This is a genomic window from Streptomyces sp. NBC_00829 (genome assembly GCF_045161795.1).
Lineage (GTDB): Bacteria > Actinomycetota > Actinomycetes > Streptomycetales > Streptomycetaceae > Streptomyces.
This window is the reverse complement of record NZ_CP108867.1, coordinates 714,962-737,385: the sequence shown is the minus strand read 5'-3', so window position 1 is coordinate 737,385 and position 22,424 is coordinate 714,962. Positions and strand designations below refer to the sequence as shown.

22 protein-coding genes and 1 pseudogene are annotated in these 22,424 nt (G+C 71.4%); 13 read left to right on the top strand and 10 right to left on the bottom strand.

Translation table 11 applies throughout. The annotated features are described in order from the left end of the window. Positions 1-27: 27 nt before the first annotated feature. From OG293_RS03020 to OG293_RS02995, 6 genes are all read right to left on the bottom strand, one after another. A complete protein-coding gene (locus OG293_RS03020) occupies positions 28-609 on the bottom strand; it encodes an N-acetylmuramoyl-L-alanine amidase (RefSeq protein ID WP_405997184.1) in 582 nt (193 codons plus the stop codon). 86 nt (positions 610-695) lie between these two features. Continuing rightward, a complete protein-coding gene (locus OG293_RS03015; protein WP_405997183.1) occupies positions 696-1,031 on the bottom strand; it encodes a hypothetical protein in 336 nt (111 codons plus the stop codon). Positions 1,032-1,123: 92 nt separating this feature from the next. Continuing rightward, a complete protein-coding gene (locus OG293_RS03010) occupies positions 1,124-2,488 on the bottom strand; it encodes an esterase-like activity of phytase family protein (protein ID WP_405997182.1) in 1,365 nt (454 codons plus the stop codon). Positions 2,489-2,824: 336 nt separating this feature from the next. Beyond that, entirely contained in the window at positions 2,825-3,034 is a 210-nt protein-coding gene (locus tag OG293_RS03005; RefSeq protein WP_405997181.1) for a hypothetical protein, read from the bottom strand. Positions 3,035-3,457: 423 nt separating this feature from the next. Next, complete coding sequence (locus tag OG293_RS03000) at positions 3,458-4,729, bottom strand: SWF or SNF family helicase (RefSeq protein WP_405997180.1); 1,272 nt, start codon at positions 4,727-4,729, stop codon at positions 3,458-3,460. Beyond that, positions 4,726-7,587 carry a DEAD/DEAH box helicase gene (locus OG293_RS02995; protein ID WP_405997179.1) on the bottom strand — a complete coding sequence of 954 codons (2,862 nt, stop codon included), beginning with the start codon at positions 7,585-7,587 and terminating at the stop codon, positions 4,726-4,728. Before OG293_RS02995 ends, OG293_RS03000 begins: the two co-directional genes overlap by 4 nt. A 263-nt stretch (positions 7,588-7,850) precedes the next feature. Here OG293_RS02995 and OG293_RS02990 point away from each other — a divergent pair, with 263 nt between their 5' ends. Then, positions 7,851-8,945: a fatty acid desaturase family protein gene (locus tag OG293_RS02990; RefSeq protein WP_405997178.1), complete on the top strand. Its 1,095-nt coding sequence runs from the start codon at positions 7,851-7,853 to the stop codon at positions 8,943-8,945. 69 nt (positions 8,946-9,014) lie between these two features. Next, on the top strand, positions 9,015-9,197 hold the full coding sequence (locus OG293_RS02985) for a hypothetical protein (protein ID WP_405997177.1): 183 nt from the start codon (positions 9,015-9,017) through the stop codon (positions 9,195-9,197). 218 nt (positions 9,198-9,415) lie between these two features. Here OG293_RS02985 and OG293_RS02980 read toward each other — a convergent pair whose 3' ends face one another. From OG293_RS02980 to OG293_RS02970, 3 genes are all read right to left on the bottom strand, one after another. Next, the gene (locus OG293_RS02980) at positions 9,416-10,225 is read right to left on the bottom strand and encodes a hypothetical protein (RefSeq protein ID WP_405997176.1); all 810 of its coding nucleotides are present in this window, start codon (positions 10,223-10,225) and stop codon (positions 9,416-9,418) included. Between the two features lie 195 nt (positions 10,226-10,420). Beyond that, a complete protein-coding gene (locus OG293_RS02975; RefSeq protein WP_405997175.1) occupies positions 10,421-10,711 on the bottom strand; it encodes a hypothetical protein in 291 nt (96 codons plus the stop codon). Between the two features lie 284 nt (positions 10,712-10,995). Then, positions 10,996-11,595, bottom strand: coding sequence for a class I SAM-dependent methyltransferase (locus OG293_RS02970; RefSeq protein ID WP_405997174.1), 600 nt, complete (start codon positions 11,593-11,595; stop codon positions 10,996-10,998). A 151-nt stretch (positions 11,596-11,746) separates the two neighbouring features. Between OG293_RS02970 and OG293_RS02965 the strand changes: the two genes are divergently transcribed. Genes OG293_RS02965 through OG293_RS02950 form a run of 4 tightly spaced genes read left to right on the top strand, consistent with a single transcriptional unit; the run spans position 11,747 to position 16,017 of the window. After that, positions 11,747-12,631 carry an MHYT domain-containing protein gene (locus tag OG293_RS02965; RefSeq protein WP_405997173.1) on the top strand — a complete coding sequence of 295 codons (885 nt, stop codon included), beginning with the start codon at positions 11,747-11,749 and terminating at the stop codon, positions 12,629-12,631. A 46-nt stretch (positions 12,632-12,677) separates the two neighbouring features. Next, a complete protein-coding gene (locus OG293_RS02960; RefSeq protein WP_405997172.1) occupies positions 12,678-15,164 on the top strand; it encodes a nitrate- and nitrite sensing domain-containing protein in 2,487 nt (828 codons plus the stop codon). After that, the gene (locus tag OG293_RS02955; protein WP_405997171.1) at positions 15,161-15,583 is read left to right on the top strand and encodes a roadblock/LC7 domain-containing protein; all 423 of its coding nucleotides are present in this window, start codon (positions 15,161-15,163) and stop codon (positions 15,581-15,583) included. The genes OG293_RS02960 and OG293_RS02955 overlap by 4 nt, the downstream gene beginning before the upstream one ends. A 5-nt stretch (positions 15,584-15,588) precedes the next feature. Then, a complete protein-coding gene (locus OG293_RS02950; protein ID WP_405997170.1) occupies positions 15,589-16,017 on the top strand; it encodes a DUF742 domain-containing protein in 429 nt (142 codons plus the stop codon). A gap of 84 nt (positions 16,018-16,101) precedes the next feature. Here OG293_RS02950 and OG293_RS02945 read toward each other — a convergent pair whose 3' ends face one another. Next, positions 16,102-16,671 (bottom strand): GNAT family N-acetyltransferase, encoded by a 570-nt coding sequence (locus OG293_RS02945; protein WP_405997169.1) that lies wholly within the window; start codon positions 16,669-16,671, stop codon positions 16,102-16,104. 137 nt (positions 16,672-16,808) lie between these two features. Here OG293_RS02945 and OG293_RS02940 point away from each other — a divergent pair, with 137 nt between their 5' ends. The 7 genes and pseudogenes from OG293_RS02940 to OG293_RS02910 all read left to right on the top strand — a co-directional run bounded on the left by OG293_RS02940 (position 16,809) and on the right by OG293_RS02910 (position 22,405). Continuing rightward, positions 16,809-17,411, top strand: coding sequence for a GTP-binding protein (locus tag OG293_RS02940; protein WP_405997168.1), 603 nt, complete (start codon positions 16,809-16,811; stop codon positions 17,409-17,411). A gap of 87 nt (positions 17,412-17,498) precedes the next feature. Next, a complete protein-coding gene (locus OG293_RS02935) occupies positions 17,499-17,903 on the top strand; it encodes a roadblock/LC7 domain-containing protein (RefSeq protein WP_405997167.1) in 405 nt (134 codons plus the stop codon). A gap of 144 nt (positions 17,904-18,047) precedes the next feature. Then, entirely contained in the window at positions 18,048-19,022 is a 975-nt protein-coding gene (locus OG293_RS02930; protein ID WP_405997166.1) for a DUF6397 family protein, read from the top strand. Between the two features lie 198 nt (positions 19,023-19,220). Next, a pseudogene (locus OG293_RS02925) lies at positions 19,221-19,355 on the top strand (acyl-CoA dehydrogenase); the annotation flags it as partial. An 85-nt stretch (positions 19,356-19,440) separates the two neighbouring features. Beyond that, positions 19,441-19,962 (top strand): two-component system response regulator, encoded by a 522-nt coding sequence (locus tag OG293_RS02920; protein WP_405997165.1) that lies wholly within the window; start codon positions 19,441-19,443, stop codon positions 19,960-19,962. Positions 19,963-20,171: 209 nt separating this feature from the next. Then, positions 20,172-21,200, top strand: a complete 1,029-nt coding sequence (gene tdh / locus OG293_RS02915) for an L-threonine 3-dehydrogenase (protein WP_405997164.1) — start codon at positions 20,172-20,174, stop codon at positions 21,198-21,200. A 23-nt stretch (positions 21,201-21,223) separates the two neighbouring features. After that, positions 21,224-22,405 carry a glycine C-acetyltransferase gene (locus tag OG293_RS02910; protein WP_405997163.1) on the top strand — a complete coding sequence of 394 codons (1,182 nt, stop codon included), beginning with the start codon at positions 21,224-21,226 and terminating at the stop codon, positions 22,403-22,405. Positions 22,406-22,424: the final 19 nt, after the last annotated feature.

Sequence of the window (22,424 nt, the reverse complement as noted above, 5' to 3'; positions counted from 1 at the left end):
GCGCTGGAGCCCGACAAGCGTGCCGCGTCAGGCGAAATTGACGAGGCGGATATAGCGCGACCAGTCCCACAGCGGTCCGGGATCGGTGTGGGTGGCGCCGGGCACCTCGCTGTGGCCGATGATGTGCGAACGGTCCTTGGGGATGCCGTAGCGGTCGCAGACCGAGGCGGTCAGCGCCGCCGACCGCTCGTAGAGCGCGTTGGTGAAGTAGGCGGCCTGGTCGATCCAGCCCTCGTGCTCGATGCCGACGCTGCGGGTGTTGTAGTCCCAATTGCCCGCGTGCCAGGCGACATTGCGCTCCCGCACGCACTGTGCGACATGCCCGTCCGCCGAGCGCACCACATAGTGCGCGGACACCTGCTTCTCCGGGTTCTGGAAGATGCCGATCGTGTCGTCGAAGGTCTCCTGTGTGACATGGATGACGACGTACTGGACGGGATACTCCGAGGGGCGGCTGGCAGCGGTGTAGTTGACGGTCGTCGCGGGCGTCCAGAGGGCCGGCGGATAGTCGGTGTCCGCGCGGGCGGCGGCCTGCGCGCGGGCGGCCGGCAGCAGGACACCGGCGGTGGCCGCGGCGGCGGCACCCCGGAGCAGTCGTCTACGGTCCATGGGGCCTCTCCTGGTGGGGTCAGGGCCGGGGCGGCGGCCTCCCGCGGGCGGCGGCGGAGGCTGTCACGAGGATCTCCCGCCGGAGGTCATTCCTCGCGGATCTCGGCGACGCCGGTGTGGCTGGTGTCGCGGACACCGGCCGGCGCGGCCTCGCCCGCCCGGGTGCCCCCGGCGGCACGCATCCCGCCCGCCGTGGAGACCCCGGTCTGCGCGCAGCCCGCCTGTCCGGCCGGCGCGGGCCGGCCGGGTGACCCCCGCGAGCCCCGGCCGCCGGGCCGGTCCCTGATGGCGAGAGCGGTAAGGCGCCTTCGAAGACCCGGTCGGGCCTGATGGGCGAGCGGACTCCGCGCGGCCAGCGCGTCCGAGCTCCCCCGACCGGGCGTGGGCCGCAGTCCGCCCACCGCCCACCACTCACCGCTCACCCGGGCACCATGCGTGCCCGTTTCAACGGCCCTCGCCGGAAGGGGCCTTGGGCCGAGGGCCCGAGCTCCGACACCCCTCACACATGCCCTGTTCAGCCCCGCAGCGCCCGCGGCAGCCGCACATACGTGATCGTCGTCTCGATCCCGCTGTCCACCAGTCGGCCCTGCGCGTCGAACGCTCCCGGACCGTCCGTCATCCCGAAGTCGTTGTCGTTGATCAGCGCGAGAGTGTCCCGGCCCACCACGGCGATTCCCTCGACCTTTCCGGGCACGCCCGCGACCGTGCCGAAATCGGCCACCAGGCTCTTGCCGAGCACTTGGACGCCCGCCGCCGACGGGTCCTCGATCTGCTCGTACGAGGGCGAGGTCGACGGGTCGTCCCACGGGCCGCCCAGGATGCCCGCGCCGCGCGGCAGCCTGACCCGGTGTACCCGGGACGTCCTGTCGGTGCGCTCCTGCACCAGCAGACTGTCCCGCCCGAGCGCCACGACCGAGGAGATCTTGAGCTCGGAAGGGTCGTCCTCGCCCGGGTCGACCACGTCGACGGCGTCGAAGCGATAGGCGTACTCCGCCGTCACGGCGCGCTTCTTCGGTGAGAAGCGCAGCAGACGGGCGTTGCGCGAGGCCTCGCCCGCATCCACGTCCGGGAGGGACAACGGGCTCTGCACCGCGAGGATCAGGTCACCGCACGGGAGCCGGGTCAGTCCCTCGAAGCCGCGGTTGATCTTGCGCTGGAGCAGGATGCCCGGCAGGGACTCCACCACCGGGTAGTCGGCGCCCGTCAGTTTCAGCCCCTTGGGCACATGGCGTTCCAGCACCCGGCCGCGGGCGGAGACGTGCACCAGGGAGGGGCCGTACTCGTCGGCGAGCCAGAAAGTGCCGTCCGGCTCCCGCACGATGCCTTCGGTGTCCATGCCGTTCGGGTCGTACGAGAGCGGGGTCTTCGCGTCATAGGTGTACGGAGCCTCGTCGCGCGACGCCTGGTTCGGCAGGCCGGTGACCGGCTTTCCCGACCGCGTGGTGAGCGGGAGAGCGGCGAGGACCCTCACACGGTCGCCGGACACCCGCACCTTCACGATCGCCGGATCGAATCCGGGGACGGGGAAGGTGCGGCGCTTCTTGCCGTCCACCTTGATCTGGCCGTTGGGGCCACGATCGGTGACAGTCCAGAACTCGCCCCTGCGGCCGGCCGGGTAGATGTCGCTGCCGATCCCGCCGAGGTCGACCCCGAGGTCGTCGGCGACCGAGCCGGGGAGCAGTGCGTTGCTGAAGGGCCCGAGCGGAACGTCGCCGAGGGTGGCTGTGCCCACGACCCGCGGAGCGGGCTCCTGCCCAACGCCGTGAGCCGGAACGCCCGTGGCCGTCCCCGCCACGGCGATGGCCGCGAGCAGAGCGACCGGAACTCCCGCGGCGATGGAGCGTCGAACGGTGCGCTGCTTCTGCGCCTGCGCGGACATGGGGCCTCCTGGGCAACAGATCATGTGACAGCCGCCAGGGTGAGCGCTCCGCCCGAACACCGTGAGGCGTCCGGATGAACACCGCTTGACGCCCTGTCAACACACCTGCCCGGGCTCGGCGTCATGATCACCGCCGACCTGCACACCGTGTCCGGGGCCCACGCGCTGCACGCGCTTCCCGAGGAGGAGCGTCAGGGCTTCGCGGCACATCTGAGCCGGGGCTCCGGTGGGCAACTGTCCCTGCTCGACGGGCCGGTGGCCGGCGCCGGGCCGTCACATTCACCGTCGGGCCCGCAGGAGGCTCCGCCTCGCACACGACCGTCCCGCTCGGCTCGGTCAGCCGCCCGACCTGACACCGGCCTGCGGCAGCGCGCCGGACGGCGGCCGAAGCGCCGGGTGTTCCTGGTCGATCGCGTCCTCTACCACCGACAGCGGCAGCAGCGCTTCCCACCCGAGAAGGCGTATGCCCACCACCCTTTCGGCGAAGCGGCGGACCTGTAGCCCCGGCAGAGCGGTGTCGGACCACGACGGTTCGAGCTCGGTCATGCCTCAGGGTAGATCCGGCGCCTGCCGCAGACGGGGAACGGCTCCAGGACACCTGATGGTTGTCCTGGAGCCGCCATTGCCGCTCGTCTTCTGCTGTGCCGTCCCGGGGGTTGCCCGGGACCGCACAGCGATCCTCCTGCGAACCCACCGCGCCGTGAGGGTTACTTGGGCATCAGGACCGTGTCGCGGATGTACACAGTGGCGGTGGCGGTGGCGGTGGCGGTGGCACGGCGACGACCGGGTCGGCCTCGGGCCCCACGGCAGCCGAGAACGGCTCGGCGACAGCGAGCGCCGCGTAGCCGGACAGGAGTCCGCTCACAGTGCGGCCGGAGCGCCACGGGTCGAGTTCTTGCTGCGGTGCCGCGTCCACGGTGGCCGCGGGAGACGCGAGCCGCGGCCCCTGCGGCTTCCGCCCCGACGGCCTCACCCGCCTTGCGCTCCGGCCAGCGCGGCCGCCGGATCGTGGTCCGCCTGCCCGGCCGGTGCCCAGCGACCCCGCTCCTTGCGATACGGCCACCAGCGTCCGTCCCGCCCCAGCCGCAGCTGAGCCCCGGCGCCCACCACGGTCCAGCGACCGGCGCCGGCCGCGCGCAGCTGCGGCCGTTCGCTCTCCTCCCAGGCGTTGGCCAGTGCTGTGCCCGCCCGGGCGAGGGCCTCGTCCTGAGGCGCCCACTCCTCTTCGAGGACGCAGAGGGCGATCGCGCCGCCGAGGTTCCAGGCGCGTACGGCCAGGTCCAGCTCGGCACGCTGCCGGCCGCTGCCGGTGGCGAGGCGGGAGACGATCGCCGGCCCCGGCATCCCGGCCGCCAGCCGCACCGCATCCTGCTCCACCATCAACTCCGGCTCCAAGGACTGCTGTTGATGCCCAGGCGCGAGGGCCTCGACCAGCATCCGGTGGGCTCGCACGGCCGCGTCCGCCGCCAGGAGCTCCAGTGCCGCGGGGTCGATGCCCGGCCCAGGAGGAGTCTCGGTGTCCAGGGAGTGCGGCCGTCCGGGCTCCTGAGGCACCGGCGGGGGAGCGGGCAGCGTCGGAAGGATGTCCTGTGCCGCGAACGCCTCGTCGGCCCGCACGCCCTCGGTCGCCTGTGCCTGTGCCTGTGCCGGTGCCGTCGCGGCCGCGCGCGCCGCACTCCGTGTCTGCAGTTCGTCCAGGAGCCGACGCTCCCCGCGCCCCCGCACCAGAAGCAGCACGAAGGGATCCTGGTCGAGCAGCCGCGCCAGCTGGTAGCACAGGGCCGCCGTGTGCGGGCAGTGGTCCCAGGCGCCGCAGGCGCACTCCGGCTCCAGATCGCCGATCCCCGGCAGGAGTTCGACCCCGGCGTCCGCCGCGTCCTCCACCAGATGCGGGGGCATCTCACGGTCCAGCAACGCCGCGATGTGCCCGGCGCGCTCCACCGCCATGTCCAGGAACCGGTCCCACTCCGCGTGGGTCAGCTCCTGGAGCAGCACATCGCTGCGCTGGGCGGTGCCGTCGCGGTCACGGACGACGGCGGTGATCCGGCCGGGGCGCACCGACACCGCGCCGACCGATCCCTCCCGGTCGTGCCTGCGGCCCAGCTTCAGCTGCTCGCCGTCCAGGGCCGTGTCCTGGAGTGCCTTCAGCCAGGCCCTGCCCCACCAGGTCTCCGCGGAGCCACGGCCGTGCGCGGGCGGCAGCGCGGCGAACGTCCGCTCGTTCGCGTCCACGGCCCTCATCGTCCGCCCCCTCGCAGATTCACCAGATCCGCCAGTTCGGCATCGGTCAGTTCCGTCAGTGCGGCCTCGCCCGAGCCGCCGAGCACCGCGTCCGCCAGCTCCCGTTTGCGTGCCAGCAGCTCCGCGATCCGGTCCTCGATGGTTCCCTCGGCGATGAGCCTGTGGACCTGGACGGGACGGTGCTGGCCGATGCGGTACGCACGGTCGGTGGCCTGGGCCTCGACCGCCGGGTTCCACCAGCGGTCGTAGTGCACGACATGCTCGGCCCGGGTGAGATTGAGTCCCGTGCCGGCGGCCCTCAACGACAGCAGGAAGACGGGGACTTCGCCGTCCTGGAAACGGTTCACCATCGCCTCGCGCTCGGCGATCGGCGTGCCGCCGTGAAGGAGCTGGGTGCGCACGCCGCGGGCCGCCAGATGCTGTTCGAGAAGCCGCGCCATCCGTACGTACTGGGTGAAGACGAGCACGCTCGCGTCCTGCGCCAGGATCGTGTCGAGCAGTTCGTCCAGCAGCTCCAGCTTTCCCGAACGGTCCGGGATGCGGGGGCGCTCCTCCTTCAGATACTGCGCCGGGTGGTTGCAGATCTGCTTGAGAGCCGTGAACAGCTTCACCACCAGGCCGCGCCGTTCCATTCCGTCCGCCGCCGAGATCGCGGCGAGGGTCTCGCGCACCACCGCCTCGTACAGGCCGGTCTGCTCCTTGGTCAGGGACACGGCACGGTCGGTCTCGGTCTTCGGCGGCAGTTCGGGCGCGATGCCCGGGTCCGACTTGCGCCTGCGCAGCAGGAAGGGCCTGATCAGAGCGGCCAGTCTTCGGGCCGCGCCAGGGTCGTTGCCGCCTTCCACGGCCTGGGCGTAGAGCGCGCGGAAGGTGCCGAGCGGGCCGAGCAGCCCGGGGGTCGTCCAGTCGAGGATCGCCCACAGCTCGGAGAGATTGTTCTCGACCGGCGTGCCACTGAGTGCCACGCGCGCCTTCCCCGGGATGGTGCGCAACTGCCTGGCGGTGGTGGAGTACGGGTTCTTGACGTGCTGCGCCTCGTCGGCGACGACCATGCCCCAGGCCACCTCGCCGAGCCGTGCCGCGTCCAGCCGCATCGTGCCGTACGTGGTGAGCACGAAACCGTCGTTCTGGAGGGAGTCGAGACTGCGGGAGGCGCCGTGGAAGCGGCGGACGGCGGTGCCGGGGGCGAACCTCTCGATCTCGCGCTGCCAGTTGCCCATCAGGGACGCCGGACAGACGACGAGCGTGGGACCCGCGGCCGACTCCTCGGACCGGCGGTGCAGATGGAGCGCGATGAGGGTGATGGTCTTGCCGAGGCCCATGTCGTCGGCGAGGCAGGCGCCGAGGCCCAGCGAGGTCATCCTGTTCAGCCAGCCCAGGCCCCGCAGCTGGTAGTCACGAAGCGTCGCGGCGAGCGCGGCCGGCTGGGGGACGTCCGGCTCCTCGCCCTCCGGTTCGGCGATCCGGTCGCGCAGGCGCGCGAGCCACCCCGACGCCTGTACCTCGACACGGCGGCCGTCGACCTCTGCGGAGCCGGTGAGTACGGCGCTCAGCGCGTCGACGGGGGTGAGCTTGCGGTCCTGCCGCTCGCGGGCGCGCCTCGCCTCGTCCGGGTCGATGAGCACCCACTGGTCCCGCAGTCGCACGACCGGCCGGTTCGCTTCGGCGAGGCGGTCGAGCTCCTCCCGCGTGAGCTGCTGATCCCCCAGGGCGAACCACCAGTTGAAGGCGAGCAGCGCGTCCCCGGAAAGGAACGAGGGCACTCCCGACGCTGCTTTGCCGTGGCCCTCGGCTTCGTCCGGCGGGCCGATGACGGCGCGTGCGGTCAGTCGGCGCGCCAGGTCCTTCGGCCAGTGCACCCGCACGCCGGTCGTCGCCAGTGCCCTGGCCGCCTCGCCCAGCAGTTCGGTGATCTCCTCGTCCGCGAGCTCGATCGCGTCCGGCACGGCGGCCTGGAGGAGCGGGGTGAGCGGTGTCCAGACGCGGGCGGCCCGGCGCAGGGCGAGCAGGGCGTCCATGCGGGCGCGCGGCCCGAAGGCTTCCTCCGCGCCGCCCGCCCAGACGTCGCCGGCGTCGGCGACGACGGCCGGATCGCTGACGCTGTGCATCTGTACGACGGCACGGAACGCGGGCGCCCGGGTCCCGGACTGCTCCAGGCCGGGCAGTTCGACGCGCAGGGAGAGCCGTACGCCCGTGTCGTGGCCCGCCGCCACGTCCGCCGCCCACGCGCGGTGGCCGGGCAGCCGCCGTGGCGCCTGTGCGGCGAAGGCGGGGCCGCCCGTGGCGATCGGGGCGGCGGGGGTGCGCGGCAGCCCGTCCGCGACGGCGTCGAGGAACGCCCGCAACAGCCGCTCCGGTTCGGGCAGCAGCAGCGGATGGGCGCTCACCTCCAGGGGCAGGGCATGCGCGGTGGGTGGCATGGACGCGGCGAGCGTCCGCACGCGCTCCAGGTCCTGCGGCGTCAGCGGGCCGACCCGCCACGCGTCGTGGTCGGTGGCGGTCAGTCCCGGCAACAGCAGTCCGCGCGCGGCGAGTTGCAGGGCGAGGATCGCCGCGGCACCCCAGAAGGCGGCGGCGGGCGTCGCGTCCTGCGCCGCCCGGGCCCTGGTGAGGAGCGGCAGCGCGTCCCGTACGGGCAGCAGCAGTGCCCGTACGGAGTGCGGTCGGGCGTCGTCGCCTGCCACGGTCAACTGCTCGACGGAGCCCGGCACGTCAGGGAGGGGGCCGCCGTCGGGACGCCAGAAGCAGACGCGTCCGGTTCGGGCCGGGTCCCCGGGTGCGAAGACGACGGAGCAGAGGGTGAGTTCGGCGAGAGGGACGGTGGTCGGTGACAGCGTTGACACGGGGGGCCTGTGCACAGCGATGGCGCATTCCTCAAATTTGACTACTGTGTGCCGGGGTCGCCGAGGGTACTCCGCTGCAGGCGCAGGACGGGTGCGATCTCCCAGTGATCCGAGTCACATGGGCGGGCGGGGTGTACTCAGCACCACCCCGGGCCACGGGCTGCCCCCAGGGACGTCCGGGTGGTGGCGCCATGGTCCACCACGGTCGCACGAACCTACGTTTTCTCAGGTCAGCGCATTGCACACCGCAGCGCACGGCCTACAGACCGGAGACCGCCATGCCCCAGGCCACCGCCACCGTCGTGGCCCCCGCATCCGCGCCGCCCACCCGGACGGCCGGGGCGCGGCAGAGCGCCGGAAGCGACTTCGCGCCCCTCCTGCGGACCGTCAGGGAACAGGGGCTGCTGGAGCGCCGCACCGGCTGGTACGCGCGAGGTATCACCATGAATCTGCTCGCACTCGCGACAGTGATCACCTGTATGGCGATGCTCGGCGGCTCCTGGTGGGTCCTCGTACTCGCACCGCTTCTCTCGGTGCTGTCCGCCCGTACCGCCTTCTTCGGCCACGACGCCGGGCACACACAGATCACCGGAGACCGCCGCAAGAGCCGGCTCGTCCAGCTTGTCCATGCCAATCTGCTCCTGGGTATGAGCCAGGAGTGGTGGAACGACAAGCACAACCGGCACCACGCCCATCCCAACCATGTCGACAAGGACCCGGACGTCGCCGCCGACATCCTGGTCTTCACCCAGCGGCAGGCAGTGGGCCGCGCCGGGATCCGGGGCTGGCTCACCCGCCACCAGGCCTGGCTCTTCTTCCCCCTCACCACCCTCGAAGGCATCGCCCTCAAGATCTACGGATTCCGGGCCGTCTTCTCCACGGGCGCCGGCGACCGTCAGTCCGGACGGCAGCGAACTGTCGAGGGCCTGCTGCTCGTCGCCCATCTCGTCGCGTACGCCACCCTGCTGCTCACCACCATGCCGCTCGGGCGGGCCCTCCTCTTCGCGCTCATCCACCAGCTGCTCCTCGGCCTCCACCTCGGCATGGCCTTCGCGCCCAACCACAAGGGAATGGAGATGCCCGACGAGGAGAGCGGCGAGCGCTGGGGCCATCTGCGCCGGCAGGTGCTGACCTCTCGCAACATCCGCGGCGGCCCGGTCACCGACTGGTTCCTGGGCGGGCTGAACTACCAGATCGAGCACCACCTCTTCCCGAGCATGCCGCGCCCCCATCTGCGACTGGCACAGCCGCTGGTACGCACCCATTGCCGCTCGCTCGGCGTCTCCTACACCGAGACCGGACTCATCGAGTCGTACCGGCAGGCGCTGGGCCATATGCACGAGGTCGGCGAACCGCTGCGCGCGGACGCATAGTGGAACCGTGGAACGTGTGCGGACGTTCTCACAGCAGGAGCGGCCCAGGCCGCGAATGGAGGCGTCGTGATGTCGACACGTACGAAGATCGTGATAGGGGGAGTGGCCGTCGGCCTGCTCCTGTGGCCGCTGATCGGATTCTGGCTGGCGCTGCTGGTGGTCGTCGGAGTGCCGGTGGCGGCGTATCTGACGCTCGACCCCAGCCAGCGCCGCAGGCTGCGCCGCGTCTCCCGGAAGGAGATCGGCCGCTGACCCGGAGCCCCTCGGACCGTGCCGGGTAGTCTCGAAGACGATCACCGGCACGGGAGAGTCAGGTCCGGCGGAGTGGTGAGGCCGGGGGATGCGATAGCCGTCGAGCTGACGGACCGACCCCACATCCGGTGCCTCAGGGACGGTCACACCTCCGCTCGGGCGGGACGTGCGCCGACCGGGGCAGGGGCGCGCCGACTCGGCAGAGACGTCCCTCCGGCTCAGGACGGCCGTACGGCGATCTTGTCGAGGCCTTCCAGCAGGCCGGGAAGTTCGGGTCCGCGCCCCACCGGCAGTACCTCGCCCGGCTCCTCGTCCAGCAGGACGAAGGCGATGTCGTCGGTCCTGGCGACGATGGACCAGCCGGGGCCGTCGGCGCGGAGGGTGCGTGCGCCCCCGGGTGCGAAGCTGGAGCGGACGCGCCCCGCGGGCGGGGCCGAGTCCACATAGGCATGAGCCTCTTCGAGTGCCCGCCGGACACCCTCGTGCCCCACTCCCGCCGTCTGCCCTGCTTTGTCCGAGGTGTCTCGCGGTGAAATGCCCTTGTCGCCGAGTTGCCGGCGCCACTGCGTCCATTGGAGAGCGACCTCGTCCGCCCCCAGCCGGCGCTGTGCCGGTCCCCACTCCTCGGGGTCGGGCGGCGCGAGAGGTGGCCGGTCGCCCTCCTCGGGTGTCGGGTCGTGCGGTGCGGGTACGCCGGGCGCCGCGACAGCGACGGCCAGCGGCCAGCCCGGAAGCGCGCAGACCACAGAACGCTCGCGCGGGGACAGGTCGTACTCCATGCCACAGTCCCAGGACGCGATGGCAACGGCGACGAGGGACACGTCGTCGACCACGACCGTCCACCGGGCGCCGTCGGAGTCCTGGCCGAGTACCAGTCCGTACCCGACGGCATACGGTTCGACGTTCAGTGCCGCGCACGCGGCGGGGAAGTCGTCGCCGAGCACGCTCGGGAACTGCGCGGGCGTGAGCAGCACCGCGGTCAGCACATACAGCGCGTCGTCGTCGACGGCATCCTCCGTCCCAGCCACGTCACCCTCCCCATCCGATCGGTCGTCGGCGCACCATAACCAGTGGGTATCCCGCCCGTCGAGAGCCGGAGGGCCGAAAGTGGTTCCGCGCGCTCTGGGACCGCGCTCTGGGACCGCTCCGGGACCGCGCTCCGGGACCGTGCTCCGCGACCGCAGCGCCCGGCAGCCGTTTGGTGCGACCTGTTCTCGGCCGCGTCAGGAGGTGGGCAGACCGAGGAGGCTGCGCGCCACCGTCTGCGGCGACTCGTCCCGCTCGCGGGCGAGGGCGATGACCGCGCGGCAGGCGAGCTCGCTGATCCCGAACGAGAGAGCCTCGGGGGACACCCAGGTCACTGCCTCGTCCAGCCGGTCCTGATCGTCCTCCGCGCACGCCGACACATAGACCGCCGCGGCCTCGAAGATGTTGTGCCGGCGCGCGACGGGAGGCCGGGCGACCGGCGTCTCGTCGGGGCTGTACGCGAGGAATTTGCGGAGCCTGCGGAACACCCGGACCACCCTCCCCCAGGGCGGCGGGCCGCCGCCGATCCTTCAAGTCTGCCATCTCTGTGCGGAGTTGGACCTGCGGCGGCTCGTGCGGCGGCCCATGCGGTGTCCGCGAGGTCCCGCCTGGTTCGCGGTGCCGGCCGGCACTCCTCAAGCTGTGCCACCTCAGCCGTCGGTACCGAGCGAGCGGATCGTGGTGCGCGGCCAGGCGGGGTGACGGTCCCCGGCGCCGGTCACAAGGTCATGTTCGACGATCCGGCCGCTTTCGTGGGCGTAGTGGCAGCGGCTCAGTCCTGACGGACGGCCAGCGCGAGAAAGCGGGCGTCCTCGTCCACGTAGGAAACCGTCCGCCAGCCCGAACCGGCCAGCAGGAGACGAAGATTCGGCTCGGCGCGCAGATCGTCGTCGGTGATCTGCCGTCCCTGGCGGGCGGCCAGGGCCGCTCGGCCGATGGGATGGAAGAGCGCCAGCTTCCCGCCCGGACGCACCACCCGCGCCAACTCCCGCAGATTCACCTCCGGCTGGGGCAGATGGGCGACCAGGCCCGCCGCGAACACCGCGTCCAGCGATCCGGTGCGCAGCGGCAGCCGGGTGACATCGGCGAGCAGCAGCTGCCCGCTCGCGCCGCGTCCCGCACGCAGGGCCGCCTCCAGCATGGCGGGTGTGAGGTCGGCGCCGACGACCGTCCCCGTCGGCCCCACGGCCCGCCGTAGCGGAGCAAGGGCCCTTCCGGTCCCGCAGCCCGCGTCGAGCACGGCGTCGCCGGGGCTCAGCCCGAGCTCCGTGACGGCGGCGGCGTAGGCCGGACCGTCGTCGGGGAAGCGCGCGTCCCAGCCCGCGGCCCGGGCGCCGAAGAACTCCTGCACATGCGTGTGGTCGTCGGCCATATGAACATGATCTCCCAGCGTCTCGGGTGACCGCGCGGTGCACACGTTCGAACGCGGCACGATCGTTCAGAAACCTCTCTCTGTCATATTCCATCAGCTTTCGAAATGCGCCCCCAGCGCACGCCCCCTGCGGGTCTAGCGTCACTGGGCCATGGGACATCTGGACCACGCCGCCTTCGGATTGCTGACTCCTGTGCTGTCGTACGCGATGGCCGTCATCGGCGCGGCCCTCGGGCTGCGCTGCACCGTGCGCGCGCTCGGCACGAACGGCCGCTCGCGCCGCAACTGGCTGATCACCGCGGCATCGGCGATCGGCACCGGCATCTGGACGATGCACTTCGTCGCGATGCTCGGCTTCGCCGTACGCGGCACCGACATCCGCTACGACGTGCCGCTGACGTTCCTCAGCCTCCTGGTCGCGATGCTCGTCGTCGGCGCCGGGGTGTTCTGCGTCGGCTACGGCCGGGACCGTGTGCGCTCGCTGCTGGTGGGCGGGCTCACCACCGGACTCGGTGTGGCGAGCATGCACTACCTGGGCATGGCGGCGCTGAGACTGCACGGCTCGGTGCGCTACGACCCGATTCTCGTCGCGATCTCCGTGGCCATCGCCGTGGTCGCGGCGACCGCGGCCCTGTGGGCGGCGCTCAACATCCGGTCGCCGATCGCGGTCGCCGTCGCCGCGCTCGTCATGGGCGCGGCGGTCAGCAGCATGCACTACACCGGAATGCTCGCGGTCGGCGTGCGGATCGAACCCTCAGGGGGCCCATTGCCCGGGGCAGCGACGATGCAGTTCATCTTCCCCCTCGCCGTGGGCCTCGGGTCGTATCTCTTCGTCACCTCGGCGTTCGTCGCGCTCTCCCCGACGGGCCGCGAGCGTGCCGCATACACCTTCGCCGAGCGGCCGGCCGACACCGTCCCGGCAGCTCCGCCCGCGGCGGAAGGCTCGCCCACAGCCGCACCGGCCACCGCACCCGGCACCGCAGCCCCGCCCGAGAGAGACCCGGGGCCCGCGAACAGCACCACCGTCACCGCCTAGCGGGCCCGGCCGCCGCACACCAGCCCGTAACCGGAACGAGGAGGCCATGCGTACACCCCGCAGGACCCCGGGCGCCGATCCGACGCCCCCGCCCCCGCCCGCCCCGGCAGCCCGCGGGCGACGCGCGCACGCGGGGCCGCCGGCAGTCGAACACACGGGGCAGGAGCCACGGGAGACACCGCCGCCTCCCGCCGCCGTACGCCGAGGATGGCTGCCACGCCCCCGAACCGTCCGGGCGAAAATCATCTCGCTGCTCATGGTGCCCGTCGTCTCGCTGCTCGCCCTGTGGGGATTCGCCGCCGTGAGTACCGCCCAGGAGATGTCGCGCCTGCGGCAGTCGGAGTGGGCCGACACCCAGATACGCGAACCCGTGGCCCTCGCCGTCACCGCTCTGCAGGACGAACGGCGGGCAGCCGTACGTCAGGTGACCGCCCCGTCCGACGAACGCGCCGCCGCCCTCCAGCAGGAGGCCCGGCGCACCGACGACGCCGTACGCAAGCTGCGTCTCGACGACACGACGACGGTCGCGACGGGCGGCGGGATCCCCGGCGCGGCGGCGGCACGGCTCGACGAGTTCGTGGCGCGCGCCGCACGGCTGCGCACCCTGCGGACCGCCGTCCTCGACCGCAAGGCCACCTGGGACGCCACCTTCGAGCAGTACACCGCCGCGGTCACCTCCGCCTTCGGCGTCTGCGGAGCACTCACCGGCATCCAGGACGCCGGACCGGGATCCGACGCCCGCGTCCTGCTGGAGTTCGCCCGGGCCGGCGAAATGCTCGCCCGTGAGGACGCGCTCCTCGGCTCGGCACAGCTCAGCAGATCCCTTGCCGCCGAGCGCCTGCGGCTGTTCACCGGCGCCGTCGCGACCCGCAGAAGCCTCACCGAATCGGCCGTCGCCGATCTGCGCGGCCCCGAGCGGACCGCCTGGCGCCGGCTCGCCGGGCAGAGTGTCCACCGGCAGCTCCGGACGGCGGAGGACAAGATCCTCCGTGCCCCCGCAGGGCGTGGCGCGGCACAGATCGTCCCCGCCGAAGCCTGGGACGGGGCGCGCGCCGCCGTCGGAGACGGCATGCGCGCCATCGAGAACGACGCCCGCCGCAGCGCCACCGAGCGGGCGAACCCCGTAGCGGGCGCCGTGCTCACGTCCGTCGGAGCGGCCGTGCTGCTCGGACTGGCCGCCGTCGCCGCCTCCCTGGTCATCTCCGTGCGCATCGGCCGCGCCCTCGTCGTCGAGCTCATCAGCCTGCGCAACGGCGCGCTCCACATCGCCCGCCACCAGCTGCCGCAGGCCATGCGCAGACTGCGGACAGGTGAGGAGATCGACATCCGGGCCGAGGCTCCTCCCGGGCCGCCGGCCGAGGACGAGATCGGCCAGGTCGGCGAGGCACTCGCAACCGTGCACCGGGCCGCGCTGAGCGCAGCCGTCGAACGGGCCGAACTCGCGGGGAGCATCTCGGGAGTCTTCGTCAACCTCGCCCGGCGCAGCCAGATCCTGGTCCACCGCCAGCTCACGCTCCTCGACACCATGGAGCGCCGCGCGGACGATCCGAACGAGCTAGGCGACCTCTTCCGGCTCGATCACCTCACAACCCGTATGAGGCGGCACGCCGAGAGCCTGATCATTCTGTCCGGCGCCGCGCCCGGGCGGGCCTGGCGTATGCCTGTCCCGCTGACCAGCGTCGTACGGGCCGCCGTCTCCGAAATCGAGGACTACGCGCGCGTCGAGGTGCGCCAGCTCCCGGAGGCCGCGGTCGTCGGCGCGGCAGTGGCGGACGTGACGCATCTGCTGGCCGAACTGGTCGAGAACGCGGCCCAGTTCTCCCCGCCGCACACCAAGGTGCGCGTGGTCGGCGAGCCTGTCGGCAACGGCTATGCCCTGGAGATCGAGGACCGCGGCCTCGGCATGGGCAAGGAGGCCCTCGACGACGCCAACCGCAAGCTGCGGCAGTCCGAAGCGCTCGACCTCTTCGACAGCGACCGCCTCGGCCTCTTCGTCGTCAGCAGGCTCGCCTCCCGGCGCGACATCAAGGTCCATCTGCGCACATCGCCGTACGGCGGCACGACCGCGGTGGTGCTGCTGCCCACGGCCCTGCTGCAGAGCGCCCTCACCACACGGATGGGGTCGCAGGGCGCTGCCGTCACCGGCGGCGAGCCCCCGGCCCCGGAGCCCGAGCCGGCTCCGCGGGCGAAGAGCGCCCCCGTCCCGGCTCCGGCCCCGCGACCCGCCGTGGCGGAGCGGTCGGTGCCCCCCATACCGCCCGGAGTCACCGCGCTGCGCTTGCGCAGCGCACCTCCGCAGCCCGAGGACGGCGAACTCCCACGCCGGGTCAGGCAGGCGCACCTCGTCCCGCAGCTGCGCGAGGAATCCCGGCCCAAGGAGCCACAGGACGCCGGAACCGGCGGCGAAGACACCCCGGACCGCACTCCCGAACAGGTACGGGACCGTATGACGGCCTACCGGGACGGCTGGCGACGGGGCGGCGGCGCCGCGCCCGGCACGGCCGGACCCGGCAGCGAAGGAGACAGAGTATGACCGAGCACGTGTCAGCCGTAGCCCGCCATTCCTTCGGCGACCTCGACTGGCTGCTGGACGACCTCGTCCTGCGCGTCCACGAGGTCCGCCACGCGGTCGTGCTGTCCAACGACGGGCTGCCTGTGGGGGCTTCGAACGCGCTGACCCGCGAGGACGCGGAGCATCTCGCGGCAGTCGCCTCCGGATTCCACAGCCTCGCCAAGGGGGTCGGGCGGCACTTCCACGCCGGGGGCGTCCGTCAGACGATGGTCGAAATGGACGATGGTTTCCTCTTCGTGGCGGCGGCGGGCGACGGTTCCTGTCTGGCCGTCCTCACCTCCGTTCTCGCGGACATCGGGCTGGTCGCCTATGAGATGGCCCGCCTCGTCAAGCGCGTCGGGGAACATCTGCGGACCCCGCCGCGCCTCAGCGCGACGTGAGTGCCATGACGGAAACGAGGGATCCGGGAGACGTGCGGGGCGCGGCCGACGTCACCGCAAGCCAGTGGTACGACGCCGAGGCGGGCCCCCTCGTGCGCCCGTACGCGATGACCGGCGGGCGGACCAAGCCGGGTCCCAGCAACGTACGGTTCGACCTCATCGCGCTGGTCGACATCGCAGCCGACGCGCCCGGACCCACGGAGGAGTCCCTCCTCGGGCCGGAGCACCGGGCGCTGCTCACCCTGTGCCGCTGCGAGACCCAGTCCGTCGCCGAACTCGCCGCGGACGCCGATCTGCCCGTCGGTGTCGTACGTGTCCTCGTCGGGGATCTCTTCGAAGCGGGTCACGTCCGGGTGAGCCGGCCGGTACCGCCCGCTCAGCTCCCCGACGAGCGGATCCTCAGGGAGGTGATCGAGGGGCTGAGGGCTCTCTAAGGCCGGTCCCGGGTGTTCACGGGCCGGTACGTCCGCAGACCGTGCGTTCCTCGGGCCCGAGCGAACCTCAGGTCAGGGTGTTCCTCAGGCCCATGCGTTCAAGGCCGCCCAGTCCGCCTTGGTCAGGGCGTATTCGACATCACCGAGTTCGGAGCCCTCGATGGTCTCCGGCCACTCTTCGAAGAAGGTCCGGACATAGCTCAGACCCGTTTTCTCCATCACACGCCGAGAGCGCGTGTTGACCGTCATCGTGTGCGCGGTCACGCGCTCCACGCCGAGCTCGGTGAATCCCTTGCGGACGAGGGCGAGCGCACCTTCGGTGGCGTAGCCGCGGCCCCAGGCGGTTCTGCCGAGGCGGTATCCCAATTCCACTTCGGCAGCACTGGTGTCGTCCACCGGCCTCAGTTCGAACCAGCCGAGGAACCGGCCGGCAACCCGTTCCTCGGCAACCCAGAAGCCGCGGTTGCCGAAGCACGGGTAATCGCGGAGAAACCGTGGCACCGACTGAGCCAGCATCGCTTCGCGGGTCTTCGGCAGGCCGCCGTTGAGGAAACGCATGACCTCGGGGTCGTTGTCGAGGTCGAGCAGATCGTCCACGTCGTCCTCCCGGAAGGCGCGAAGCACCAGTCGGTCGGTCTGAAGGAAGAAACCCATGCTCCGATCCTCGGCCCGGCCGCAGACACCCGCCAGCGGTTATCTCCCTGCCCCGCGGGCCCCGAATGGCCAGCCCGTCCCCCGCGTCGGCATCACCCCTGAATACGCTGCCCGCTCACTCCCGAGAGAAGTTACCGATGGCCTCCGAGAGCCCTGACAGCCCCGGTGGAGACACCGCCCTGGCGCTGAAAATTCTCATCGCCGGTGGATTCGGCGTCGGCAAGACCACGCTGGTCGGCGCGATCAGTGAAATTCGTCCCCTGCGGACCGAGGAACAGCTCAGCCAGGCGGGCCGCACGGTCGACGACACCGCGGGAGTCGACCAGAAGTCCACGACGACCGTCGCCATGGACTTCGGCCGGATCACCATCCGCTCGGGGCTGTCGCTCTATCTGTTCGGGACTCCCGGGCAGGACCGGTTCTGGTTCCTGTGGGACGAGCTGTCCCAGGGAGCTCTCGGCGCGGTCGTGCTCGCCGACACCCGGCGTCTGGGGGACTGCTTTCCCGCAGTCGACTACTTCGAGCACCGGAAGATTCCGTTCGTCGTCGCGGTCAACTGCTTCGCCGGTGCCCGGACCTACGGGGCGCACGAAGTCTCACGCGCTCTTGATCTCGACCGCGGGACACCTGTGGTGCTGTGCGACGCACGGGACCGTGACTCGGGGAAGGAGGTGCTCGTCCGCCTGGTCGAATATGCCGGACGGATGCACACGGCCCGACTGCTCGACTCGGTCGGCTAGAGGCACCTTGCCGAGTCGTCGCTCGTACGAAAGGCTTACGGGCAAACGCGGGGCCACGGGGATCGTACGAGCGGGGAGGACCGATCAATGCCGTTGGACAAGGGACTTGACTGGCTGCTGGACGACCTGACGCAGCGGATAGAGCACATACGCCACGCATTGGTGCTGTCCAACGACGGTCTCGTGACGGGTGCGAGCACGGGTCTCGCACGCGAGGACGCGGAGCACCTCGCTGCTGTTTCCTCTGGTCTGCACTCCCTCGCACGCGGGTCCGGACGTCACTTCCGCGCAGGCAAGGCGCGTCAGACGATGGTCGAGTTCGACGAGGCACTGCTCTTCGTCACGGCGGCCGGTGAGGGCAGCTGTCTCTGTGTGCTGAGCGCTGCCGAGGCCGACGTCGGCCAGGTCGCCTACGAGATGACGCTCATGGTGAACCGCGTCGGCGAGCACCTGGGGGTCGCGGCCAGGCAACCGGGCGGAAGCGCGCTCTGACCCTGTCCGAACTGCTGCTCTGAGCTGCGGGAATTCAACTTTGGGCCGCCCGCCCGACGAAGTTGTCCACAGGCCGAGCGGGATGCGTCTCCGCCGGGCTACGGTCGTCACCGAGAGTATTCACACCTCACGGGGGAGACCGACATGTCGGTGAAGGATTCGCTGAAGGAGCCGGCCGGGGAAGCAGCCACGACCGGTCTTGCGGGGCGCAGCCTGGCGCTGGGCGGCGCGGCGCGGGAGCTGGAGCTCAGGCGGGGAGAGCTCGATCTCGCGGTCCAGCTCGGCCTTGTCCGCGCCACGGCGGGAGCGGGTGGTGGCGCGCCGCGGATCGACCGGCAGGAGGTCGAGCGGCTGCGCGGAGCCGAAGGGTTTCCGGGCGCCTTGCGGGAGCGTGTGCGGACGGTGGGCACGGTCGAGGGCGCACAGCTCGTCTCGATCAGCCCGGAGCGTTTCACCCGGCTCGCACGCACGGGCCATTTCACTCCGATCCGGTTCTATCTCAACCGCTACCGGGCGGTGGTGTGGCTCTATCTCGCGGAGGAGCTCAGCGAGTTCGCCCTTGCCCACCCCGCGCTCCTCACCGGCAGGACCCCGCCTGCACTGCGGGCGATGCTGGACGCGGGAGAGGACCGGCGAGCCCGCAACTGGCGTGGCCGACGGCTCGGGCTTCTGCTGCGGACGACCGAGGATCCGTGGCGGAGGGCGGCGGCCATCGCGTCCGTGCTCGACCCGGTGGCCCTGGCCGAGACGGTGTCCGATCCCTATGAACGCTCGCATCTTCGGGTGCTCAGACCCGAGCTGGTCCCGGGACGCCCGGAATCGCCGGCCGCGCGAGAGGTGGTGGAGCGGCTGGTGCTCGCCGATCATCCCGACGAGATCCTGTGGCACCGGGTGAGTCTGGGGCACGCGGTGCGGGAGGCGCGCGAAGTGTGCCCGGCACCGCGGCCGACGGTGAAGTCCGGATCCGCGTGCGAACGCCGGGATGTGCTGAGGCACCCACGCCCGAGGCCGGAGTCCCTGCCGGTGCGCCGCAGTCCTTACGGGCGGGGGCTGCTCGCGCGGCTGCGGCTGAGGAAGGCGCGACCGGCCGGGCAGAGGAAGGCCCGGCCGGTGGCTTGAGGAGAGACGACGACGTCCGGGGCCTGATGGCGTCGACTCGGTGTGATCAGGGGCGGTGACTCCGCCCGGCGGGTGCCGGCGGAAGCGGCGACCGCCAGGCGCGTGGTCAGGGCCGCCTCCGCGGTGAGTCCGGCACGGTGACGGTCGGCTTCGCCGGTGCGAGCGGCTATGCCCAGGCCCGCGCCATCCTCGGCGGGCAACGGCATTTCGCTCGACCACTCCCCGCTGCGCCACGCGAACAACCTGGAGAGCGTCATGACCTACGAAGGCACCGGGGAGGTGCATACGCTGATCATGGGTCAGGCCGTCACCGGGCTCTCGGCGTTCCGCTAGGAGGCTCCTTCGGCGGTACGGCACGGCGTAGGCTGATGTGACCGAACCGTTCGACGGCGCCACAGATGGGGATGCGGGCTGTGCCTTGAAGATTCTTGTGGTGGACGACCGCGAGGACAACCTCTTCGCGATCGAGAGCCTGTTACGCCCCGTCGGGCGCCCTGTGGTCCGGGCGCGCAGCGGGGACGAAGCACTGAAGAGCGTGCTCCGCGGCGGCATCGCGGTGGTGGTCCTCGATGTCGTGATGCCGCGGATGGACGGACTCGAGGTGCTCGCCTATCTCAGGCGGCTGGACCACACCCGCACTCTTCCCGTGGTGCTGATGACCGGCCTGGGCAGGGACCACGACCTGGCCACGCGAGCCTATGACCTGGGCGTCTCGGACTTTCTCGTCAAGCCCGTCGACCCCTGGGTGGTACGGACGAAAGTCAGGGCTCTCGCCGATCTGTACGCGGAGAACCAGAGCCTGCGGGCGCGGCTCGCGGCGCTGACCGACCGGCATGCAAACGCCCCGGCCGCAGAACTGCCGGGAACCCTGGGCGCGCGCCTGCCGCGCCCGCCCGGTGGCACCGTCGACCACGCGCCGAGCGTCCGCGGTGTCGACTGAGCCGTGTCGTACGGGCAGGGGGGCGCGCCGTGGTGTTTTCCTGTCCCTGTCCTCTCGGGAACCTGGACGCATGAAGCTGGCCTGTGGGCCCGCTTAAGAAATCCTCGATGGACTCTGAAGTCGCGGCTGGGCAGATTGGTCCAGGTCCACCGGACGGCGTTTCGAGCCGTCCCGGGCCAGCCACCACCACGATGCCTGGAGCCGCACCCATGAAGGCACTTGTCAAGCAGCATGCCGAGCCCGGCCTGTGGCTCATGGATGTGCCCGAGCCGGAGACCGGACCCGGCGATGTGCTGATCAAGGTGCTGCGCACGGGCATTTGCGGCACCGATCTGCACATCAGGTCCTGGGACGGCTGGGCTCAGGGGGCCGTCCGGACCCCCCGCGTACTCGGCCACGAGTTCGTCGGCGAGGTCGCTGCCGTCGGCGCGGATGTCGAGGACATCGCGGTGGGCGACGTCGTGAGTGGCGAGGGGCACCTGGTCTGCGGCAAGTGCCGCAACTGTCTCGCGGGCCGCCGCCATCTGTGCCGCAGCACGATCGGACTCGGTGTCGGCCGCGACGGCGCGTTCGCCGAGTACGTCGCGCTGCCCGCGTCCAACGTCTGGGTACACCGTACGCAGGTGGATCTGGACATCGCGGCGATCTTCGACCCGTTCGGCAACGCCGTCCACACGGCGCTCTCCTTCCCGCTCGTCGGAGAGGACGTACTGATCACCGGCGCCGGCCCGATCGGCATCATGGCCGCGGCTGTCGCCCGGCACGCAGGCGCCCGCAATGTCGTGATCACCGATGTCAGCGACTCCCGCCTCGCCCTCGCACGCAAGGTCGGCGCCACCCTCGCGCTGAACGTGTCCCAGAGCGACATCGCCGAGGCGCAGCGGCAGCTCGGTCTGAAGGAGGGCTTCGACATCGGACTGGAGATGTCCGGCCGCCCCGAGGCCATGCGGGACATGGTCGACAACATGACCCACGGCGGCCGTATCGCCATGCTGGGCCTGCCGGCGCAGGAGTTCGCCGTCGACTGGTCGAAGATCGTCACCTCGATGATCACGATCAAGGGGATCTACGGCCGGGAGATGTTCGAGACCTGGTACGCGATGACAGTGCTGCTCGAAGGCGGGCTCGACCTCAGCCCCGTGATCACCGGCACCTACGGCTACCGGGACTTCGACGCCGCCTTCGACGAGGCGGCCACCGCCCGCAGCGGCAAGATCATCCTCGACTGGACCGTCTGAGCATTTCGTTAAGGAGCCCCACCATGTACGCGTCCGTCCGCGACGACCTCCGTACCACCCTCGACGAGATCCGCGCCGCCGGTCTCTACAAGCCCGAGCGGGTCATCGGCTCTCCGCAGAGTGCATCCGTGTCCGTCGCGTCGGGCGAGGTGCTCAACTTCTGTGCCAACAACTACCTCGGCCTCGCCGACCACCCCGAGGTCGTCGCCGCGGCCAAGGAGGCGCTGGACCGCTGGGGCTACGGCATGGCCTCGGTCCGCTTCATCTGCGGCACCCAGGACGTGCACAAGGAGCTGGAGACCCGCCTGTCCGCGTTCCTCGGCCAGGAGGACACGATCCTCTACTCCTCCTGCTTCGATGCCAACGGCGGTGTGTTCGAGACGCTGCTCGGCCCCGACGACGCCGTCATCTCGGACGCGCTGAACCACGCCAGCATCATCGACGGTATTCGCCTGTCCAAGGCCCGCCGCCACCGCTATGCCAACCGCGACCTCGTCGAGCTGGAGCAGCAGCTCAAGGAGACCCAGGACGCCCGTCGCCGCCTCATCGTCACCGACGGTGTGTTCTCCATGGACGGCTACGTCGCTCCGCTCGCCGAGATCTGTGACCTCGCCGACCGTTACGACGCCATGGTCATGGTCGACGACTCGCACGCCGTCGGTTTCGTGGGCCCCGGCGGTCGCGGCACCCCCGAGCTGCACGGTGTGATGGACCGGGTCGACATCATCACCGGCACCCTCGGCAAGGCGCTGGGTGGCGCGTCCGGCGGCTATGTCGCGGCCCGTGCCGAGATCGTCGCCCTGCTGCGCCAGCGCTCGCGCCCGTACCTCTTCTCCAACTCCCTCGCCCCGGTGATCGCCGCCGCGTCGCTGAAGGTCCTCGACCTGCTGGAGTCGGCCGGTGACCTGCGCGATCGCCTCAACGCGAACACGGCTCTGTTCCGTACGAAGATGACCGAGGCCGGCTTCGAGATCCTGCCCGGTGACCACGCCATCGCACCCGTCATGATCGGCGACGCCGCCGAGGCGGGCCGGATGGCCGAACTCCTGCTGGAGCGCGGGGTGTATGTCATCGGCTTCTCGTACCCCGTCGTCCCGATGGACAAGGCGCGGATCCGGGTCCAGCTCTCCGCCGCGCACTCCACCGAGGACGTGGAGCGGGCCGTCGCCGCGTTCATCGACGCCCGCCAGACGTTGAAGGGTTGACGAAGGCTGGCAAAATGGC